Genomic DNA, 16,844 nt, shown 5'->3' with positions numbered 1-16,844 from the left:
AGAGTCGGTCGCCGCCAACCTTTTTCAACCCCAACGCCCCCGCCGCTTTCACCAGCCGCGGGGGCGTTTTGCGTTTAAAGTCTTTTTGGAAGGTGGTGTGCAGGAAAGACTATTTCTTTCGCTGTCGACACTGGTTTCTAAGGTAAGCTGGCTTGCTGGAAGTGGGGTTGTCTCAGTTGGTTATGGGTATTGGCCAGGGTTAGTAGCAGATGGCTACCCAAGAGTACAGGAAGGTTTGGGGCTGCGGGGATTAGTTCTTTCGAGAAGTTTCCTCTCTCCCACCCTACTTCTGCGGACTTACCGCTGCCTGGTCATGAGTTATAACCGTTTCCTGCTTACTGTAGCAGGCCTGTTGCTGGGCATTAGCAGCTATGCACAGAGTACACTGGCCACCGGAAGCCAGAAGCCAATGCCTGTGGCTGAATGGATTGATGCCGACACGGGCCATAAAATGGTGCGTCTTACACCGCTCGAAGGAGGCAATGAGAGCTTTTATTTCCACAACAATCCGTTTCTGAAAGGGCAGAGCAGCAGTGGCGACCTGATGGTGTACTACCACATTGCGCCGGCTGGCAAGCAGCTTTTCGTAATCAACCTGAAAACACACAAGAGCGAGCCGCTGACGCGGGCTTTTGCGAAGGTGAAGGGAGAGATAGTGGGCCGTAAGCGCCGGGAGGTGTTTTATCAGGTGCAGGACACGGTGTATGCCACCAATGTGGATTCGAAGAAGACGCGGCGGGTGTTTGTGTTTCCAGCTGATTTCAAAGCGGATATTACGACTTTGAATGCTGATGAAACGCAGCTGGGCGGGGCGTGGGGAAGCGAGGCAGAGAAGGAAATTTACCGTCAGTATCCGGCTAAGAAGGACTATTTCAGCATGATATACGAGGCGAAGCTGCCGCGCACGCTGTTTATGGTGAGCACCGATGGAAAGGGGCAGCTTACCAAGCTGTTCACGGACAAGGCTTGGTTGAACCATGTGCAGTTCTCGCCTACCGACCCGCGCTGCCTGATGTTTTGCCACGAGGGGCCATGGGAGAAAGTGGACCGCATCTGGACAATCGATACCGGAACGAAGGCGGTGAAGCTGATTCACAAGCGCACGCTGGACCGGGAAATTGCGGGGCACGAGTGGTTTGGGGCCGATGGCAAGACCATTTGGTTTGACCACCAGAAGCCGCGCGGCGAAACCTTTGCCGTGACTGGCACCAACCTGCAAACCGGTGGAGAAAAGACGTACGCGCTGAAACGCGATGAGTGGTCGGTGCACTACACCAGCTCGGCCGATGAGAAGACCTTTGCCGGAGACGGGGGCTACCCTACTTCGGTGGCAAAATCGGCAGAGGGGCACTGGATTTATCTGTTTACGCCAGCCGGCGACCATTTCAAAGCGGAAAAGCTGGCCAATCTGAAGATGCACGACTACGCGCTGGAGCCGAACGTGCACTTTTCGCCAGATGGCAAGTGGTTGATTTTCCGGGCAAACTTTGAAGGGACGCCGCAGGTGTACGCGGTGGAAATCGTGAAGTCGGCCTCGTAGCGCAGCCAGAAGGCAGCAATAAAAAGTACGCCGGGCAGCTACTACCGATGCCTGACGACCCAATCAGACAATAAATCCATTCAATGCACTTAACAACTTCCCTGAAATCCTTGCTTTGCGCGGGGCTGCTGCTCTCGTTGCCGGCGGCGGCCCAGAAACTCCCGAAGAAGAAAGCCGTGCTCAAAAGCATGACGCTGACCAACGACTACTTTATGAAGAAGTGGCCGGATACGGGCAAGGAAATTGTGACCAACATTGCCCGGCCCAGTCATATCTGGACGCGGGCGGTGTATTACGAGGGCCTGATGGCCCTTTATCAGACCGATAAGCAGGCGCGCTACTACGACTATGCGGTGGACTGGGGCACCAAGCACCAGTGGGGCATCCGGCGGGGCATTACGGACCGGAATGCCGACAATCAGTGCGCGGGCCAGACTTACCTGGAGCTGTATCAGATTGACCCGAAGCCGGAGCGCCTGCACGACATCAAGGCCAGTGTTGACAACATGGTGAACAGCCCGAAAATTGACGACTGGAACTGGATTGACGCGCTGCAAATGGCCATGCCGGTGTTTGCAAAGCTGGGGGTGCTGACCAAGGATACGGCGTATTACGAGAAGATGTACCGCATCTACAACTACTCGAAAACCCAGCACGGCGGCAAAGGGCTGTACAACCCGGAAGACAAGCTGTGGTGGCGCGACAAGGATTTTGTGCCGCCCTACAAGGAGCCCAATGGCGAGGACTGCTACTGGAGCCGGGGCAACGGCTGGGTGGTGGCGGCCATGGTGCGCGTGCTGGACGTGATGCCCAAAGATGCGCCCCACCGCGCCGAATACGAGCAGATGTACCTGAACATGATGCAGGCCCTCCCCGCTTTGCAGCGTCCCGACGGCTTCTGGAACGTGAGCCTGCACGATGCCACGCACTTTGGCGGGAAAGAGATGAGCGGCACGGCGCTGTTTGTGTACGGCATGGCCTGGGGCCTCAACAACGGGCTCCTCGATAAGAAACAGTACGCGCCCATCATTGCCAAAGCCTGGAAAGGCATGGTGACGAACTGCATTCACAAAGACGGGTTTCTGGGCTACGTGCAGGGCACGGGCAAGGAGCCCAAGGATGGCCAGCCGGTGAGCTTCACCAGCAAGCCGGACTTTGAGGATTACGGCCTGGGCTGCTTCCTGCTGGCGGGTAGCGAGGTGTATAAGCTGAAGTAGAAATTGTAAAGCCCAGCCGCCGAAACCTCCCCCCCGGCCCCTCTCCCCAGGAGAGGAGAGCCGGACGATTTCTTGGAATTGATTTAACAGGTCACACCTGCGCCGCCGTGGCTTTCCTCTCCTAAGGAGAGGTGCCGGGGTGAGGTGAACCGCCAGAACGACATAATGAAACGCCCCTTCGCTCTCCTTCTCCTTGCCTCCCTCACGGCCCAGGCGCAAGTTCCCAAGTGGCCCGCCATTACCCAGCAAACCAAGCCGTGGACGCGCTGGTGGTGGGAAGGCAGCGCCGTGAACAAAGCCGACCTTACCACCGTGATGACCGAGTACCAGAAGGCCAACCTGGGAGGGCTGGAAATCACGACCATCTACGGCGTGAAGGGCGCCGAAAGCCAGTTTATCGACTTTCTTTCGCCGAAATGGATGGACATGCTGGGGCATACCCTGGCGGAAGGGCAGCGGCTGGGGCTGGGCATTGATGTGGCGCAGGCCTCGGGCTGGCCGTTTGGCGGGCCGTGGGTGGCCCCGGCCGATGCGTCGAAGTACGTGGCTTATAAAACCTACGAGGTGAAGGGCGGCGCGAGCCTGAGCGAGCCGGTGAGCTTCATGCAGAAGCCGATTTCCACGGCCATTGGGCACAAGGTGGACATTAAGGAGCTGAGCGACCCGGTGGCCACCAACAAAAACATGCAGACGCTGGCCCTGGAGCAGGTGCGCTACGAGAAGCCGCTGCCGCTGCAGACGCTGATGGCGTACTCCGACAAGGGCCAGACGCTGGACTTGACCAGCAAAGTGGGCGCCGATGGCAAGCTGGCCTGGACGGCCCCGGCCGGCTCCTGGACGCTGTATGCATTGTTCCAGGGCGGGCACGGCAAGCAGGTGGAGCGCGCCGGCCCCGGTGGGGAGGGCGACGTGATTGACCACTTCTCGAAAACGGCCACGGAGCATTACCTGGCCTATTTCGACAAGGCCTTCAAGGGGCACGACGTGAAGCCCATCCGGGCGTTTTTCAACGATTCGTACGAGGTGGACGACGCCCAGGGCGAGGCCAACTGGACGCCCGGGATGTTTGCCGAGTTCCAGAAGCGGCGCGGCTACGACCTGCGCCAGCACCTGCCGGCGCTGTTCAACAAGGCCAGCGAGGACGAAAACCAGCGCGTGCTCACCGACTACCGCCAGACGATTTCGGAGCTGCTGCTTGAGAACTATACCAAGACCTGGGCCACCTGGGCCCACGGGCACGATGCCCTGATTCGGAACCAGGCCCACGGCTCGCCGGCCAATATCTTGGACTTGTACGCCGCCACCGACATTCCCGAGACGGAAGGCGAAAACCTTACGCGCATCAAATTCGCGTCGTCGGCCGCGCACGTCACGGGCAAGCCGCTGACCTCGGCCGAAACCGCCACCTGGGAGAATGACCACTTTCTGAGCAAGCTGAGCGACGTGAAGAAGGCCATCGACCGGATGCTGCTGGGGGGCGTGAACCACGTGTTCTACCACGGCACGGCCTATTCGCCGCCCGCGGCCAAGTGGCCCGGCTGGCTGTTTTACGCGGCGGTGGAGTTTAATCCGCAGAACCCGTTCTGGACCGATTTCGGCAAGCTGAACCAGTACACGGCCCGTGCCCAGTCGTTTATGCAGGCCGGCCAGCCCAGCAACGACGTGCTGCTCTACCTGCCCATCTCCGACGCCTACACCCGCCCCGGCAAGGTACTGCTCCAGCATTTCGACGGCATCGAGCACGGCTTCAAGGGGCTGCCCATTGAGGCCACCAGCGAGCTGCTGCTGGAAAAAGGCTACGGCTACGACTTCATCTCCGACACCCAGGTGCAGCAGGTGAAAAACTCCGGCAGCACCCTCACCACCAGCGGCGGCGCTGCTTACCAGACCTTGCTCGTGCCCGATGCCCACCTCATGCCGCTGCCCACGCTGCAAAGCCTGCTGACGCTGGCCCAGAACGGCGCCACCATCGCCCTGCAGCACGCTGCGCCGGCCGATGTGCCCGGCCTGGGCACGCTGGATGCCCGCCGCGCAACGCTCAAGAAGCTGCTGGCCCAGCTGAAATTCTCGGCCACCAAAACGGCCGGCGTGCAGCAGGCCACGCTGGGCAAAGGCCGGGTGCTGCTGGGCGACGACGTGCCCGCACTGCTGGCGCAGGCCAGCGTGCGCCGCGAAACCCTGGCCGACCAGGGCCTGCAGTTCACGCGCCGCCGCCACGCCAAGGGGCATTACTACTTTCTGGCCAACTGGGGCGAAAAGCCCTACGCCGGCTGGATAACCCTGCAGACGCCCGCCAAATCCTCGGCCCTCTACAACCCCATGACCGAGCAAACCGGCATGGCCAAAATCCGGGCGGCGGCCAATGGCCTGCCCGAAGTGTATGTGCAGCTGGCCCCGGGCGAAACCTGCATCCTCGACACCAACGAAGGCGTGATTACGGGTCCCTCCTACCCTTACCTCAACACCGTGGCCGCCGCCCAGCCGCTCACGAGTGCCTGGGAGTTGAGCTTTCTGTCCGGCGGTCCCACCTTGCCGGCCAGGCAGCAGGTGAAGGAGCTGGCCTCGTGGACCACGCTGGCCGGCGAGGCGGGCCGTAAGTTTTCCGGCACGGCGGCCTATACCACTACTTTCGCGATGCCGCAGGGCGGCGGCGACGGCTTTCTGCTCGACCTGGGCCGGGTGGCCCAGAGCGCCCGCGTGCAGGTGAACGGCCAGCCCGCCACCACGCTGCTGGGCCCGGTGTACCAGGTTTTCATCCCCAAAAGCCAGCTCAAGGCCAGCAATACCCTCACCGTGACGGTGAGCAATCTGATGGCCAACCGCATCGAGGACATGGACCGCAACCACGAGGACTGGAAGATTTTCTACAACACCAACATGCCCGCCAAGCTGAAGGAAAACCGGGGCGCCGACGGCCTCTTCACCACCGAGGGCTGGAAGCCGCTGGAGTCCGGCCTGCTGGGGCCGGTGACGCTCACGCCGGCTTCGGTGGGCGCGCCGGTGCAATAGGCTCCTGCTTCGCTCACACTTATTAGCTGGCCATGAATCGCCGACTGCTCTGCTTGATTTCCGCTGCCGGCCTGTTTAGTGCGGCTTTTCAGCTCGTGCCCCCGGCCGCCCCGCAGGCGCAGCCCGAACGGCTGGGGCGCGGCGTGGTGGCCGTGGCCCGGCCCGATGGCAAGGTATTGGTGAGCTGGCGGCTGCTGGCGGCCGACGCGGCGGGCGTTGGGTTTGACGTGTACCGCCAGGCCGGCACCGCCGCGCCCGTTAAGCTGAATGGCCAGCCCCTCACGGCCGGCACCAATTTTCTCGACGAAGCGGCCCGGCCGGGCGCTTACTCGGTGCGCGTGGCCGGCGCTCCCAATGCCCCCGCCGATGCTTCGGCCACTGCCAAAGCCTGGGCCGACGGCTACCTGCGCCTGCCGCTGCAGCCGCCGCCCGGCGGCACCGCGAGCGGCGGGCCCGAAACCAGCGCCTACACCTACACGGCGAACGATGCCTCGGCCGCCGACCTGGATGGCGACGGGCAGTACGAAATCGTGCTGAAATGGGAGCCCACCAACGCCCACGACAACAGCCAGGCCGGCCTCACCGGCCCGGTTATGCTCGATGCCTATAAGCTGGATGGCACGCGGCTGTGGCGCATCAATCTGGGCCGGAACATCCGGGCCGGGGCGCACTACACGCAGTTTATGGTGTACGACCTCGACGGCGACGGCAAGGCGGAAGTGGCCTGCAAAACCGCCGACGGCACCGTGGACGGCGCGGGCAGCGTCATCGGCGATGCCGGCAAGGACTACCGTTCGCTCACCGTGCCCAGCGACGGCCCTGGCGTGCCCTCGGCCCACGACAGCAAGTTTGGCCGCATTCTGGCGGGGCCGGAGTTTTTCACGGTGTTCGATGGCCTGACCGGGGCGGCCCTGGCCACGACCCCCTACCTGCCGGGGCGCGGCGACATTGGCACCTGGGGCGGCGTGGGCGGCAACGGCGGCAACGACCGCTACGGCAACCGCGCCGACCGTTTTCTGGCCGCCGTGGCCTACCTCGACGGCGCCCGGCCCAGCGTGGTGATGTGCCGCGGCTACTACGGCCGCACCGTGCTAGCCGCCTGGGACTGGCGCGGTGGCAAGCTGAGCTCGCGCTGGGTATTCGACTCGAAAGACCACCAAAACCCCTTCTCGGGCATGGGCAACCACGGCCTAAGCGTGAACGACGTGGACGGCGACGGCCGGGACGAAATCGTGTACGGCTCGATGGTGGTGGACGACAACGGCCAGGGCCTCTTCACCACCAACCTGCGCCACGGCGACGCCCTCCACGTTTCGGACTTCGACCCCAGCCGGCCCGGCCTCGAAGCCTGGGGCGTGCACGAGAACGAGGAAAAGGTGCCCGGCTACGAAAGCGGCCCCGGCGCGGCAATGTATGCCGCCGGCACGGGCAAAATCCTCATCAGCAAGCTGCCCGGCCAGGATGTGGGCCGGGGCCTGGCCGCCGACATCGACCCGCGCCACCCCGGTGCCGAAGTGTGGACCAACGTGCCCGAGCTGGGCCTGCTGAGCTGCCAGGGCGAGCCCATCGGCCCCGCGCCGCGCTCCGTCAATTTCGGTTTGTGGTGGGACGGCGACCTGCTGCGCGAGCTGCTGAACGACACCCGCGTGGAAAAATGGGACTACCAGGCCGGCCGGCTCGCGGGCTTGCTGGAGGGCAAAGCCTTTGGTGCGGCCTCCTGCAACGGCTCCAAAGTCACGCCCTGCCTCTCGGCCGACCTGCTGGGCGACTGGCGTGAGGAGGTGGTGTGGCGCACGGCCGACAACTCGGCGCTGCTCATCTTCAGCACCCCCATTCCCACCCGGCACCGCCTCGTCACGCTGATGCAGGACCGCGCCTACCGCCTCGGCGTGGCCCGCGAAAACGTGGGCTACAACCAGCCCCCGCATCCCGGCTTCTTCCTGGGCGAGGGCATGAAATAGGCCGGACGCACGCGTCCGGCGCTTCTCAGGCCCCTGAGCACGGCCGGACGCACGCGTCCGGCACTTCTTAGGCCCCTAAGTATGGCCGGACGCGTGCGTCCGGTACTTCTTTGGCTCCTGAGTATGGCCGGACGCGTGCGTCCGGCACTTCTCAGGCCCCTGAGTATGGCCGGACGCGGGCGGCTGGAGTTTCTAGCGGTGGCCTCGCAGGTAGGTGCAGGATACCACGCCGGGCATTATCCGCAACATTTGGCTGGCCGGCGCTGCCTGAGCGCCCTCCCCTCCCCTGCCCAAATCCCACCCGATGCACAACCGACACCTTCCGCGCTATTTCCTTGCCGCCGTGGCCCTGCTGCTGGGGCTGGCCAGCTTCACCAAGCCCACGCCGCCGCCCACGCTCTTCCTCATCGGCGACTCGACGGTGAACAACCCGAACCCGCCCCAGGCGGGCTGGGGCAACGTCATAGCGACGTACTTCGATACCACCCGCATCAGGGTGCGCAACAATGCCAAGGCCGGCCGCAGCACCCGCACTTTTATTTCGGAAGGGCGCTGGGATAAAACCCTGGCCGCCATTCGGCCCGGCGACTTTCTGCTGATGCAGTTCGGCCACAACGAGGGCAGCCCGCCCGACACCACCAAGGCCGGCCGGCGCGGCGTACTGCGCGGCACCGGCGAGGAAACCAAGTCGCTGGTCTGGCCCGACGGCCACCCCGAAACTGTAAACACCTACGGCTGGTACCTGCGCAAAATCATCGGCGAAGCCAGGGCCAAAGGCGCCACGCTGGTGGTGTGCTCCATGATTCCGCGCAACGAGTGGAAGGACGGCAAAGTCATTCGGGCCAGCAGTGACTTCGGCAAATGGGCCCAGGAAGTGGCCCAGCAGGAAAACGTGCCCTTCATCAATCTGAACGAAATCACCGCCCTGAAATACGACAAGCTGGGGCCGGACGAGGTGAAGAAATTCTTCCCCGGCGACCACACCCACACCAACGAGGCCGGCGCCATCATCAACGCCGAGTCGGTGGTGGAAGGCATCAAAGCCAACCGGAAGCTGGCGCTGAATAAGTATCTGAAGAAGCAGTAGAGACGCGTATTCGCGGCTCCCGAATGCACGACCAATCAGCACGTCATGCCGAGCGTAGCCGAGGCATCTCGCTCGCATCGTTGAACGATTGGATTACTGCTGCACGCGAGATGCCTCGGCTGCGCTCGGCATGACGTTCTAAGTCCCAAATAACTTCTATGAAACCCACCAAACTTGCCCTGCCTGTCCGCGCCAGCCTCGTCTACGGCCTGCTGCTGGTGGCCCTGCTGACTGCCTTCACCAGTCGCCTCCCCCGGAAACCCACGCTCTTCCTCATCGGCGATTCCACCGTGAAGAACGGCAAGGGCAAGGGCGACGGCGGCCTCTGGGGCTGGGGCAGCTACCTGCCCGCGCACTTCGACACCACCCGCATCCGCATCGAGAACGACGCGCTGGGCGGCACCAGCAGCCGCACCTTCCAAACCAAGGGCCTGTGGGAAGCCGTGCGCGCCAAGCTCCAGCCCGGCGACTTCGTCCTCATGCAGTTTGGCCACAACGACGACGGCCCGCTGGCCGACACCGCCCGCTCCCGCGGCACCATCAAGAGCAACGGTGACGAAAGCCAGGACCTCTACAACCCCCTCACCAAACAGCAGGAAACGGTGCACAGCTACGGCTGGTACCTGCGCAAAGTCATCTCGGAAACCAAAGCCAAAGGCGCTACGCCGGTGGTGTGCTCGCTGGTGCCGCGCAACGGCTGGAAAGCCGGCAAGGTGAACCGCGCCACCGAAAGCTACACCAAGTGGGCTGCCGAAGCCGCCAAACAGGGCGGCGCCTATTTCATTGACTTGAATAAACTGGTGGCCGATAAATACGACCGCGAAGGCGAGGCCAAAGTGGGCACCGTCTACTTCACCTCGAAAGACCATACCCACACCATCGAAGCCGGCGCCATCCTGAACGCAGCCACCGTGGCCGAGGGCATCAGAGCCACGAAGGGACTGGCGCTGCGCAAGTACCTGAAGCAGCCGTAGCGTGGACGCTGCGAGTCCGCGCGGTTGAACGAATGGATGTGCCGGACCATGCGCGGACTCGCAGCGTCCGCGCTACAACATGACGGTACAGGAGGCTTCCCCGCCTTCACGGCCGTTCCTTCGGGGCATTTCCCACCCGTCGCGCCCGCTTATGAAAATTCCCGCTGTGCTAGGCCTGTTGCTGCTGAGCAGCGTCAGCTACCTAAGCAGCCGCGCCCAAACGTTGCCCGCCGCCCGGCCCGCGCCGCTGCTGGCCACGGTCATCATCCCGGCGTCGGACTTCATTCAGGAAATCCCGAAGGGCGTCATTATGGCCGATGCCGACGCCCTGCACGCGCCCTGGATTTTCAACAACACCGCCCTGGTGCTCAAGTCGAAAACCAATATGCAGGTGCGCGTGCCGGTACCGGAAGCGGGCACCTACACGCTGTACGTGCGCAGCCAGGGCGAGAAAAACACCGGCTTCAAAGTGGCGGTGAATGACCGGGTGACGGCCGCCACGTTTGGGCGCGGCCCGCTGAGCTGGCAGGCCGGCGGCACGTTCGAGCTGCCCGCCGGCCCGGCCTACATCAAGCTCACCCGTATCGAAATGGGCGCGGCCGTGGACGTGCTGGTGCTGAGCAAAAACGCCAATTTGAAAGAGGAAGACGTACGCCCTTACCAGCTGCCCGAGGACGTGCAGCTGCTGCGGCAATACCAGATTCCGCGCTCGAACGCCGTGAAATTTGGCGACGTGGACGGCGACGGTCAGACCGATTTTATGGTGCTGGAGCCCAACTTCTCGGCCCACGTTTTCAACAACGCCGGCAAGGAGCTGTGGGCCTACCAGGCACCCACCGAGTACGTGAAGGAACGGTCGGAATTCGAAGCGCCCGGCGTGCTCTGGGATTTCAACCACGACGGCCGGGCCGAAGTGGTGCACTGGCGCTTTATGGAGAACAAGGAGTGGCTGGTGGTGGCCGACGGCCGCACCGGCCGCATCCTGCGCAAAACGCCGTGGCCCACCCAGCCGCTGCCGCACGTCTACAACAACTTCCGGCTGGCCATCGCGCACCTGCACGCCGGCCCGGCCAACGACCTCGTGGCCTACACCGACATGGGCGGCACCGAAAACGTAACCGCCTACTCCGCCGACCTCAAGCAGCTCTGGCAGCACACCGAGCACCGCAAAAAGGACAACCTCGGCCACTACATCTACCCCATCGACCTCAACGGCGACGGCCTCGACGAGGTGCTCGTCGGCTCGCTGCTGCTCGATACGAACGGGAAGGAAATCTGGAACCGCTTCGACCTGCTGCCCGACAACCACGACCACGCCGACAGCTACAAATTCATTGACATCAACGGCGACGGCAAGCTCGACATCGCCACCGCCAACAGCGAAACCGGCGTGTTCGTGGTGGATGCGGCTACAGGCAAAACCATCTGGCAGAACACCGCCGAGCACAGCCAGCAGCTGGCCGTGGGCAATTTCCTGAAGGGTGTGCCCGGCCCGCAGGTCGTCATCGGCGGCCGCACCTACGGCACCAAGGGCACCGACGAGCCCGGCCTCTCCAGCCAGCTCTACTGGTTCGACAACGCCGGCAACCTGGTGAAGAAATGGCCCGGCAACCCCCTCAACGGCAACCCCGATTTCGTGCGCGGCAACTGGCGCGGCGACGGCACCACCTGGCTGTTCTGGCACAAATTCCACCTCACCGACGCTGGCACCGGCGAGCTGTACTTCCCCGACACCGTCTTCCACCTCTTCGATTTCACCGGCCAGGGCGCCGAGGAAGTCATCACCCTGAGCAACGGCCGCCTGAGCATCTTCGGCAGCCGCCGCGCCGCCCACAGCGGCAAAGACTCGAAAAAGGACGTGGAGTATCTGCGAAACACGGTGGTCAACCACACGCATTATTAACGCATCACCTCACCCCCGGCCCCTCTCCTGCAGAGAGGGGAGCCCGACGATTGTAGCGCGGACTTTTAGTCCGCGAATCCATCGACCAGACCACTCGCGGACTAAAAGTCCGCGCTACGTCCGCGCCGCCGTGGCTCCCCTCTCCGCGGGAGAGGGGCCGGGGGTGAGGTGCCCCCGTCAGGCCGAGCGCCTGGCATTCTATATGACTTCAAAACCATCCATGAGACACCTTTTCCTTCTGCTCCTCGCCCTGCTGCTGGCCCAAACCACCCGCGCCCAAAGCCCGGCGCAGCGCCAAATCCAGTACCTCTCCGGCCGCGACAACCACCCCACCGTGAAGTGGGACTTCTACTGCACCGGCGGGCGCAAAAGCGGCTACTGGACCACCATCGCCGTGCCCTCGTGCTGGGAGCAGCAGGGCTTCGGCCTCTACAACTACGGCCGTGACTACAAAACCTACGGCAAAAACTTCCGCTTCGCCGATGAGCAGGGGCTGTATAAGCACTCGTTCAACGTGCCGGCCAGCTGGCGCGGGCGGCGCGTCGAAATCGTGTTTGAGGGCTCGATGACGGACACCGAGGTGAAGGTGAACGGGCAGGTGGCCGGCCCCACGCACCAGGGCGCGTTCTACCGGTTTAAGTACGACCTGACCGACAAGCTCAAATACGGCGAGGCCAACCTGCTGGAAGTGAAGGTGAGCAAGATGTCGGCCGAGCCCAGCGTGAACAACGCCGAGCGGCTGGCCGACTACTGGGTGTTCGGCGGAATTTTCCGGCCGGTGTATTTGCAGTCCTACCCGCCGCAATACGCCGACAACGTGGCCATCGACGCCCGCGCCAACGGCAGCTTCACGCTGCGCGCCCGGCTGCACGGCCTCACCCAGCCCACCCAGCTGCAAGCCGAAATCATCGACCAAACCGGCCAGACCGTGGGCACCGCTACTGCCACTGTAGCCGCTAATGATACAGTGGCCCGCCTCACCACCACCATCAAAAACCCGCGCCAGTGGACCAGCGAAACGCCCAGCCTCTACCGCGCCCGCCTCACGCTGCGCACCGGCCCCGAAACGCGGTTCCAAGCTACCGAAACCTTCGGCTTCCGCACCATTGAGGTACGGCGCGGCCAGGGCATTTTCGTGAACGGCACGCAGGTGAAAATGAAGGGCACCAACCGCCACAGCTGGTGGCCCGAAACCGGCCGCACGCTCAACGACAGCATTCAGCTGCAGGACGTGAAGCTGCTGAAGGAGATGAACATGAACGCCGTGCGCATGTCGCACTACCCGCCCGATGCCGAGTTCCTGCACCTCTGCGACTCGCTGGGCCTCTACGTGCTCGACGAGCTGGCCGGCTGGCAGAAATTCTACAGCACCAAAGCCGGCACTCCCCTGGTGCGCTCGATGGTGGAGAAGGACCAGAACCACCCCAGCATCATTTTCTGGGACAACGGCAACGAGGGCGGCACCAACAAAGAGCTGGACGCCATTTTCTACCAATACGACCTCACCCGGCGGCCCGTCATTCACCCGCACCACCGCCCCGGCAACGCGGCCAGCGGCATCGACTGCAACCACTACGAGGACTACTACAGCACCCAGAAAATCCTGGCCGACTCGCTCATTTACATGCCCACCGAATTCCTGCACAGCCAGGACGACGGCGGCGGCGGGGCCGGCCTGGCCGATATGTGGGAGCTGCACTGGAAAGCCCAACGCTCGGGCGGCGGCTTCCTGTGGGCGCTGGTGGACGAGGGCATCGTCCGCACCGACGAGAACAACATCATCGACGTGAACGGCGTGAACGCGCCCGACGGCCTGCTGGGCCCGCACCGCGAAAAGGAGGGCAGCTTCTTTGCCATCCGCGAGATTTTTTCGCCCGTGCACATCACCCAGAAAGAGCTGCCGGTTAGATTCGACGGCAGCATTCCGGTCGAAAACCGCTACCATTTTACCAACCTCAGCCAGTGCTTTTTCCAGTGGGAGCTGGTGAATTTCCGCAAGCCCAGCGACCCGTTCGCGGGCAGCATTCCTGGCAAGAAAAGCCGCTTCAAAAGCCCCAACGTGGCCCCGCTGGCCAGTGGCAAGTTGAAACTGGACCTGCCGAAGGACTGGAAAAATTATGACGTCCTCGTCCTCTCCGCCTTCGACCCCGCCAAAAACCTGGTGTATAAGTGGACCTGGAAAACCGGGGGCAACGCCCACCTGCTGGAAGGCGTGCTGGCGCTACAAGCCAAGAACCAGCCCGCCGTGCAGGTAGCCGAAACCGACTCCACCATCAGCCTCACGGCCAGCAACATTTCGGTCACCTTCAACAAAACCAACGGCCACCTCAGCGGCGTGAAGGGCAACAACGGCGACAAGCTCACCTTCACCAACGGCCCGGTGCTGGTGGCCGGCAGCGCCACGTTCGCCGGCCTCACCCGCCGCACCGAGGCCGATGGCGAAGTCATCGAAGCCCGCTACACCGGCGACCTCAAAGCCGTGCGCTGGAAAATGCACCCCACCGGCTGGCTCGAAATGCAGTACGAATACGCCCTCACCGGCGACTACCCCTTCACCGGCCTCAGCTTCAGCTACCCCGAAAACTTCGTGATTGGGGCCAAGTGGCTGGGCCAGGGCCCCTACCGCGTCTGGAAAAACCGCCTCGCCGGCACCACGCTCAACGTGTGGAGCAACGCCAACAACAACACCCAAACCGCCGCCGCGCCCTGGATTTACCCCGAGTTCAAGGGCTACTTTGCCGACATCGCCTGGATGGAGTTCAACACCGTGGAAGGCGCCTTCCTCGTGGCCAGCCCCGACCCCGGCCTGTTCGTGCGCCGCTTCAATTTCTACGGCCTCAGCGGCATCAAGCCCCAGCCCGGCCTGCCCACGGGCGACATCTCCTTCCTCGACGGCATCCCGCCCATCGCCACTAAGCTCGGCCTCAACATCGACCAGCACCCCGAGCGCCTCGGCCCCAACTCCGAGCCCAACCACCTCAGCGGCGCGCCCATCAAGCGCACGCTCTACTTCTACTTCGGCCTGCCGCCGACGGACAGCAAGCCCCAGCCCTACATCGCCCCGGTGAAGGACGATTTGTTTTAAACGTCCGCGCTACTCTTATCTTGTGCCCGTCCTTCACTTCTCCACTATGTCGCGGGTTCTTTTCATGCTGCTGCTTGTCTGCAGCTGCCAATTGGGCAATTGTCAGGTATTTGAGCCCGGCTATCTGGTGCTGCAAAACGGCGACACGCTGCGCGGCGAGGTCGAGAACCGCTTTTGGGAAGAGCCGCCCACGGAGGTCCGCTTTCGGACCACGGCGGCCGGGCAGGGCGAGGTATATGCCGATGGGCAGCTGCGGAACGTGGTGCTCAGGTCGGGCCGGATGCTGCAAAATGAGACGCTGCCCATCGACCGGAATGCTGAAACGCGGGTCGATTTCCTGCCCGTGAAAGTGGTGCGCAAGCAGCAGCCCGAGCGGGTGCTGGCCGACGTGCTACTGCGCGGGCCAGCCTCGCTGCTGGGAATTACGCTGCACTCCACGAAGCATTTTTTCGTGCAGCGCCCCGGCCAGCCCTGGCTGGAGCTGGCCGCCAACAACTACCTGCTGCTCGACCGCATTGCCGATGCCAACGACTACAAGAGCCTGCTGCTGCGCTATTTTGGTGACTGCGAGGCCGCCACGGCCTTGCTGCCAACCACCGATTTCACGGCCGACGGCCTCCGCCGCGTGGTGTTGGCCTTCAACCGCAAGTGCGCCGGCGAGGCCCCGGCCGTTCCGGAAATAGTGGTAGCAGATGCGGCCAGCCGGCCGCGGGTGGCGTTCCGGATGGGCGCGGTGCTGGGCGTGCGCTACAATTCGCTGCGGCTGCAGGGACCGGCGCAGGCTACGGCCGTGCTCAACGGCCTCAACATCGATGGCCGCCTGCACGCGCAGGCCGGCGGCTACTTCGACCTGATGAGCCCCGGCCGACGCCTGGCGGTGCACACCACCCTGTTGGTGTCGCGGTTCGGCAATCCGGACCCGGTGGCGTTTGCGCTTGCGCCGGGCACGCTGCCCGGCAACTTCGAATGGCGCGGCACGCAGGCCGGGCTGCAGTTTGGGGTACGCGGCTTCGTGCCAATCAGCACTTCCGCAGACGTGCTGCTGGGTGCCGGCTACGAGCTTAACGGGTTCTGGACCGACGTTTCCGTATTTCGGTACGGCAGCAAGGAAGGCGTGTTTATTTACGATTTCGTTGGCGGGTACCTGCCCTACCTGGAAGCCGGACTCCGATACAACCGGCTGGCCCTCACGCTCAACGGCCGCGCCTACGATTCCGACTACGTCATCCATTTCCTCGACGTACCCGACCAGGTGTATTACACCTACCAGCCCTGGAGCCTGAGCCTGGCCCTGAGCTACCGGCTGAATGGCGACTCGGATGTCAGAAGCCAGCCGGGCCGTTAAGTGGCAGATGATTAAGCAGGTGAGCAGCAGCGCGGACTTTGTAGTCCGCGTCCCCGCGCATGCCGCAACCGTTGAATCGGCACGGGGGCGCGGACTAAAAGTCCGCGACCTCGTGCCCTTGGCACTCATGCCGCCGTCCACCAGCAGGCACTGGCCGGTGATGCAAGCCGCGCCGGACAGGCACAGGAAGGCCACAGCGGCGATTTCGGCGGGCCCGCCCACGCGGCCCAAGAGCGGGCGGGCCAGGCGGCAATTACATCGGCTTCGTGGCGGGCCACAATCAGGACTTCGGCGCCGAGGGTAAGCAGCTCTTCGGCGATGGCCAAGCCGACGCCGTTGGTGCCGCCTGTGACGAGGGCGCGGCAGCCGGTGAGGGTTTAGCGGTTGGGCATGCGGTGGTTCTGGAAATAAATGCAGTGTTCGCCATCCTAAACGGCAAAACGCCCGGATTGACTGAACAATCCGGGCGTAGTCGGGCGGCTAGGGCAATTACCAGTTTGCTAGGGAGTTTTAACAATGGCGCCACCAAAGCAGGGTTGCGGCTAAGTGCATAAACGCCAGAAAAGGCCGGTCCAGCTTGTCGTAGCGGGTGGCTACGCGTCGAAATTGTTTAAGGCGGCTAAAAAGCCGCTCGGCGGGGTGGCGCTGGGCGTAGCGGGGCCCCGCGCAAGCGCGGGGCTGGCGCGGGGCTGGCGCGGGGCTGGCGCGGGGCTGGCGCGGGGG

At 63.5% G+C, this 16,844-nt stretch carries 9 protein-coding genes and 2 pseudogenes; 9 read left to right on the top strand and 2 right to left on the bottom strand.

The features are described 5' to 3' along the window. The 9 genes from ACYVHT_RS22825 to ACYVHT_RS22785 all read left to right on the top strand — a co-directional run. Positions 1-1,540 (top strand): oligogalacturonate lyase family protein (locus ACYVHT_RS22825; protein WP_460557634.1); only part of this gene is annotated, 1,540 nt, incomplete at its 5' end. A gap of 83 nt (positions 1,541-1,623) precedes the next feature. Further along, positions 1,624-2,757 carry a glycoside hydrolase family 88/105 protein gene (locus ACYVHT_RS22820; RefSeq protein WP_460557632.1) on the top strand — a complete coding sequence of 378 codons (1,134 nt, stop codon included), beginning with the start codon at positions 1,624-1,626 and terminating at the stop codon, positions 2,755-2,757. A 165-nt stretch (positions 2,758-2,922) separates the two neighbouring features. Further along, positions 2,923-5,766 carry a glycosyl hydrolase gene (locus ACYVHT_RS22815; protein WP_460557630.1) on the top strand — a complete coding sequence of 948 codons (2,844 nt, stop codon included), beginning with the start codon at positions 2,923-2,925 and terminating at the stop codon, positions 5,764-5,766. Positions 5,767-5,798: 32 nt separating this feature from the next. Further along, on the top strand, positions 5,799-7,727 hold the full coding sequence (locus ACYVHT_RS22810; protein ID WP_460557629.1) for a rhamnogalacturonan lyase: 1,929 nt from the start codon (positions 5,799-5,801) through the stop codon (positions 7,725-7,727). Positions 7,728-8,031: 304 nt separating this feature from the next. Continuing rightward, positions 8,032-8,814 (top strand): rhamnogalacturonan acetylesterase, encoded by a 783-nt coding sequence (locus ACYVHT_RS22805; protein ID WP_460557627.1) that lies wholly within the window; start codon positions 8,032-8,034, stop codon positions 8,812-8,814. Positions 8,815-8,972: 158 nt separating this feature from the next. Beyond that, complete coding sequence (locus ACYVHT_RS22800; RefSeq protein ID WP_460557625.1) at positions 8,973-9,788, top strand: rhamnogalacturonan acetylesterase; 816 nt, start codon at positions 8,973-8,975, stop codon at positions 9,786-9,788. Between the two features lie 151 nt (positions 9,789-9,939). Beyond that, complete coding sequence (locus ACYVHT_RS22795) at positions 9,940-11,691, top strand: FG-GAP repeat domain-containing protein (RefSeq protein ID WP_460557623.1); 1,752 nt, start codon at positions 9,940-9,942, stop codon at positions 11,689-11,691. 220 nt (positions 11,692-11,911) lie between these two features. Further along, complete coding sequence (locus tag ACYVHT_RS22790) at positions 11,912-14,776, top strand: glycoside hydrolase family 2 protein (RefSeq protein WP_460557621.1); 2,865 nt, start codon at positions 11,912-11,914, stop codon at positions 14,774-14,776. Between the two features lie 46 nt (positions 14,777-14,822). Further along, positions 14,823-16,121 (top strand): hypothetical protein, encoded by a 1,299-nt coding sequence (locus tag ACYVHT_RS22785; protein ID WP_460557618.1) that lies wholly within the window; start codon positions 14,823-14,825, stop codon positions 16,119-16,121. A gap of 125 nt (positions 16,122-16,246) precedes the next feature. Here ACYVHT_RS22785 and ACYVHT_RS22780 read toward each other — a convergent pair. Together ACYVHT_RS22780 and ACYVHT_RS22775 are read right to left on the bottom strand one after the other, a co-directional pair. Continuing rightward, positions 16,247-16,468: pseudogene (locus tag ACYVHT_RS22780) on the bottom strand (hypothetical protein); the annotation flags it as partial. A 163-nt stretch (positions 16,469-16,631) separates the two neighbouring features. Then, positions 16,632-16,760: pseudogene (locus tag ACYVHT_RS22775) on the bottom strand (IS5/IS1182 family transposase); the annotation flags it as partial. Positions 16,761-16,844: the final 84 nt, after the last annotated feature.

It is taken from the genome of Hymenobacter daeguensis, from assembly GCF_054780555.1.
This window is presented reverse-complemented; position numbering and strand designations above follow the sequence as displayed.

Excerpts from the sequence above, each read along its gene's own strand:
- ACYVHT_RS22820 (WP_460557632.1), top strand. The coding sequence starts at position 1,624 with ATGCACTTAACAACTTCCCTGAAATCCTTGCTTTGCGCGGGGCTGCTG.
- ACYVHT_RS22815 (WP_460557630.1), top strand. The coding sequence starts at position 2,923 with ATGAAACGCCCCTTCGCTCTCCTTCTCCTTGCCTCCCTCACGGCCCAG.
- ACYVHT_RS22810 (WP_460557629.1), top strand. The coding sequence starts at position 5,799 with ATGAATCGCCGACTGCTCTGCTTGATTTCCGCTGCCGGCCTGTTTAGT.
- ACYVHT_RS22805 (WP_460557627.1), top strand. The coding sequence starts at position 8,032 with ATGCACAACCGACACCTTCCGCGCTATTTCCTTGCCGCCGTGGCCCTG.
- ACYVHT_RS22800 (WP_460557625.1), top strand. The coding sequence starts at position 8,973 with ATGAAACCCACCAAACTTGCCCTGCCTGTCCGCGCCAGCCTCGTCTAC.
- ACYVHT_RS22795 (WP_460557623.1), top strand. The coding sequence starts at position 9,940 with ATGAAAATTCCCGCTGTGCTAGGCCTGTTGCTGCTGAGCAGCGTCAGC.
- ACYVHT_RS22790 (WP_460557621.1), top strand. The coding sequence starts at position 11,912 with ATGAGACACCTTTTCCTTCTGCTCCTCGCCCTGCTGCTGGCCCAAACC.
- ACYVHT_RS22785 (WP_460557618.1), top strand. The coding sequence starts at position 14,823 with ATGTCGCGGGTTCTTTTCATGCTGCTGCTTGTCTGCAGCTGCCAATTG.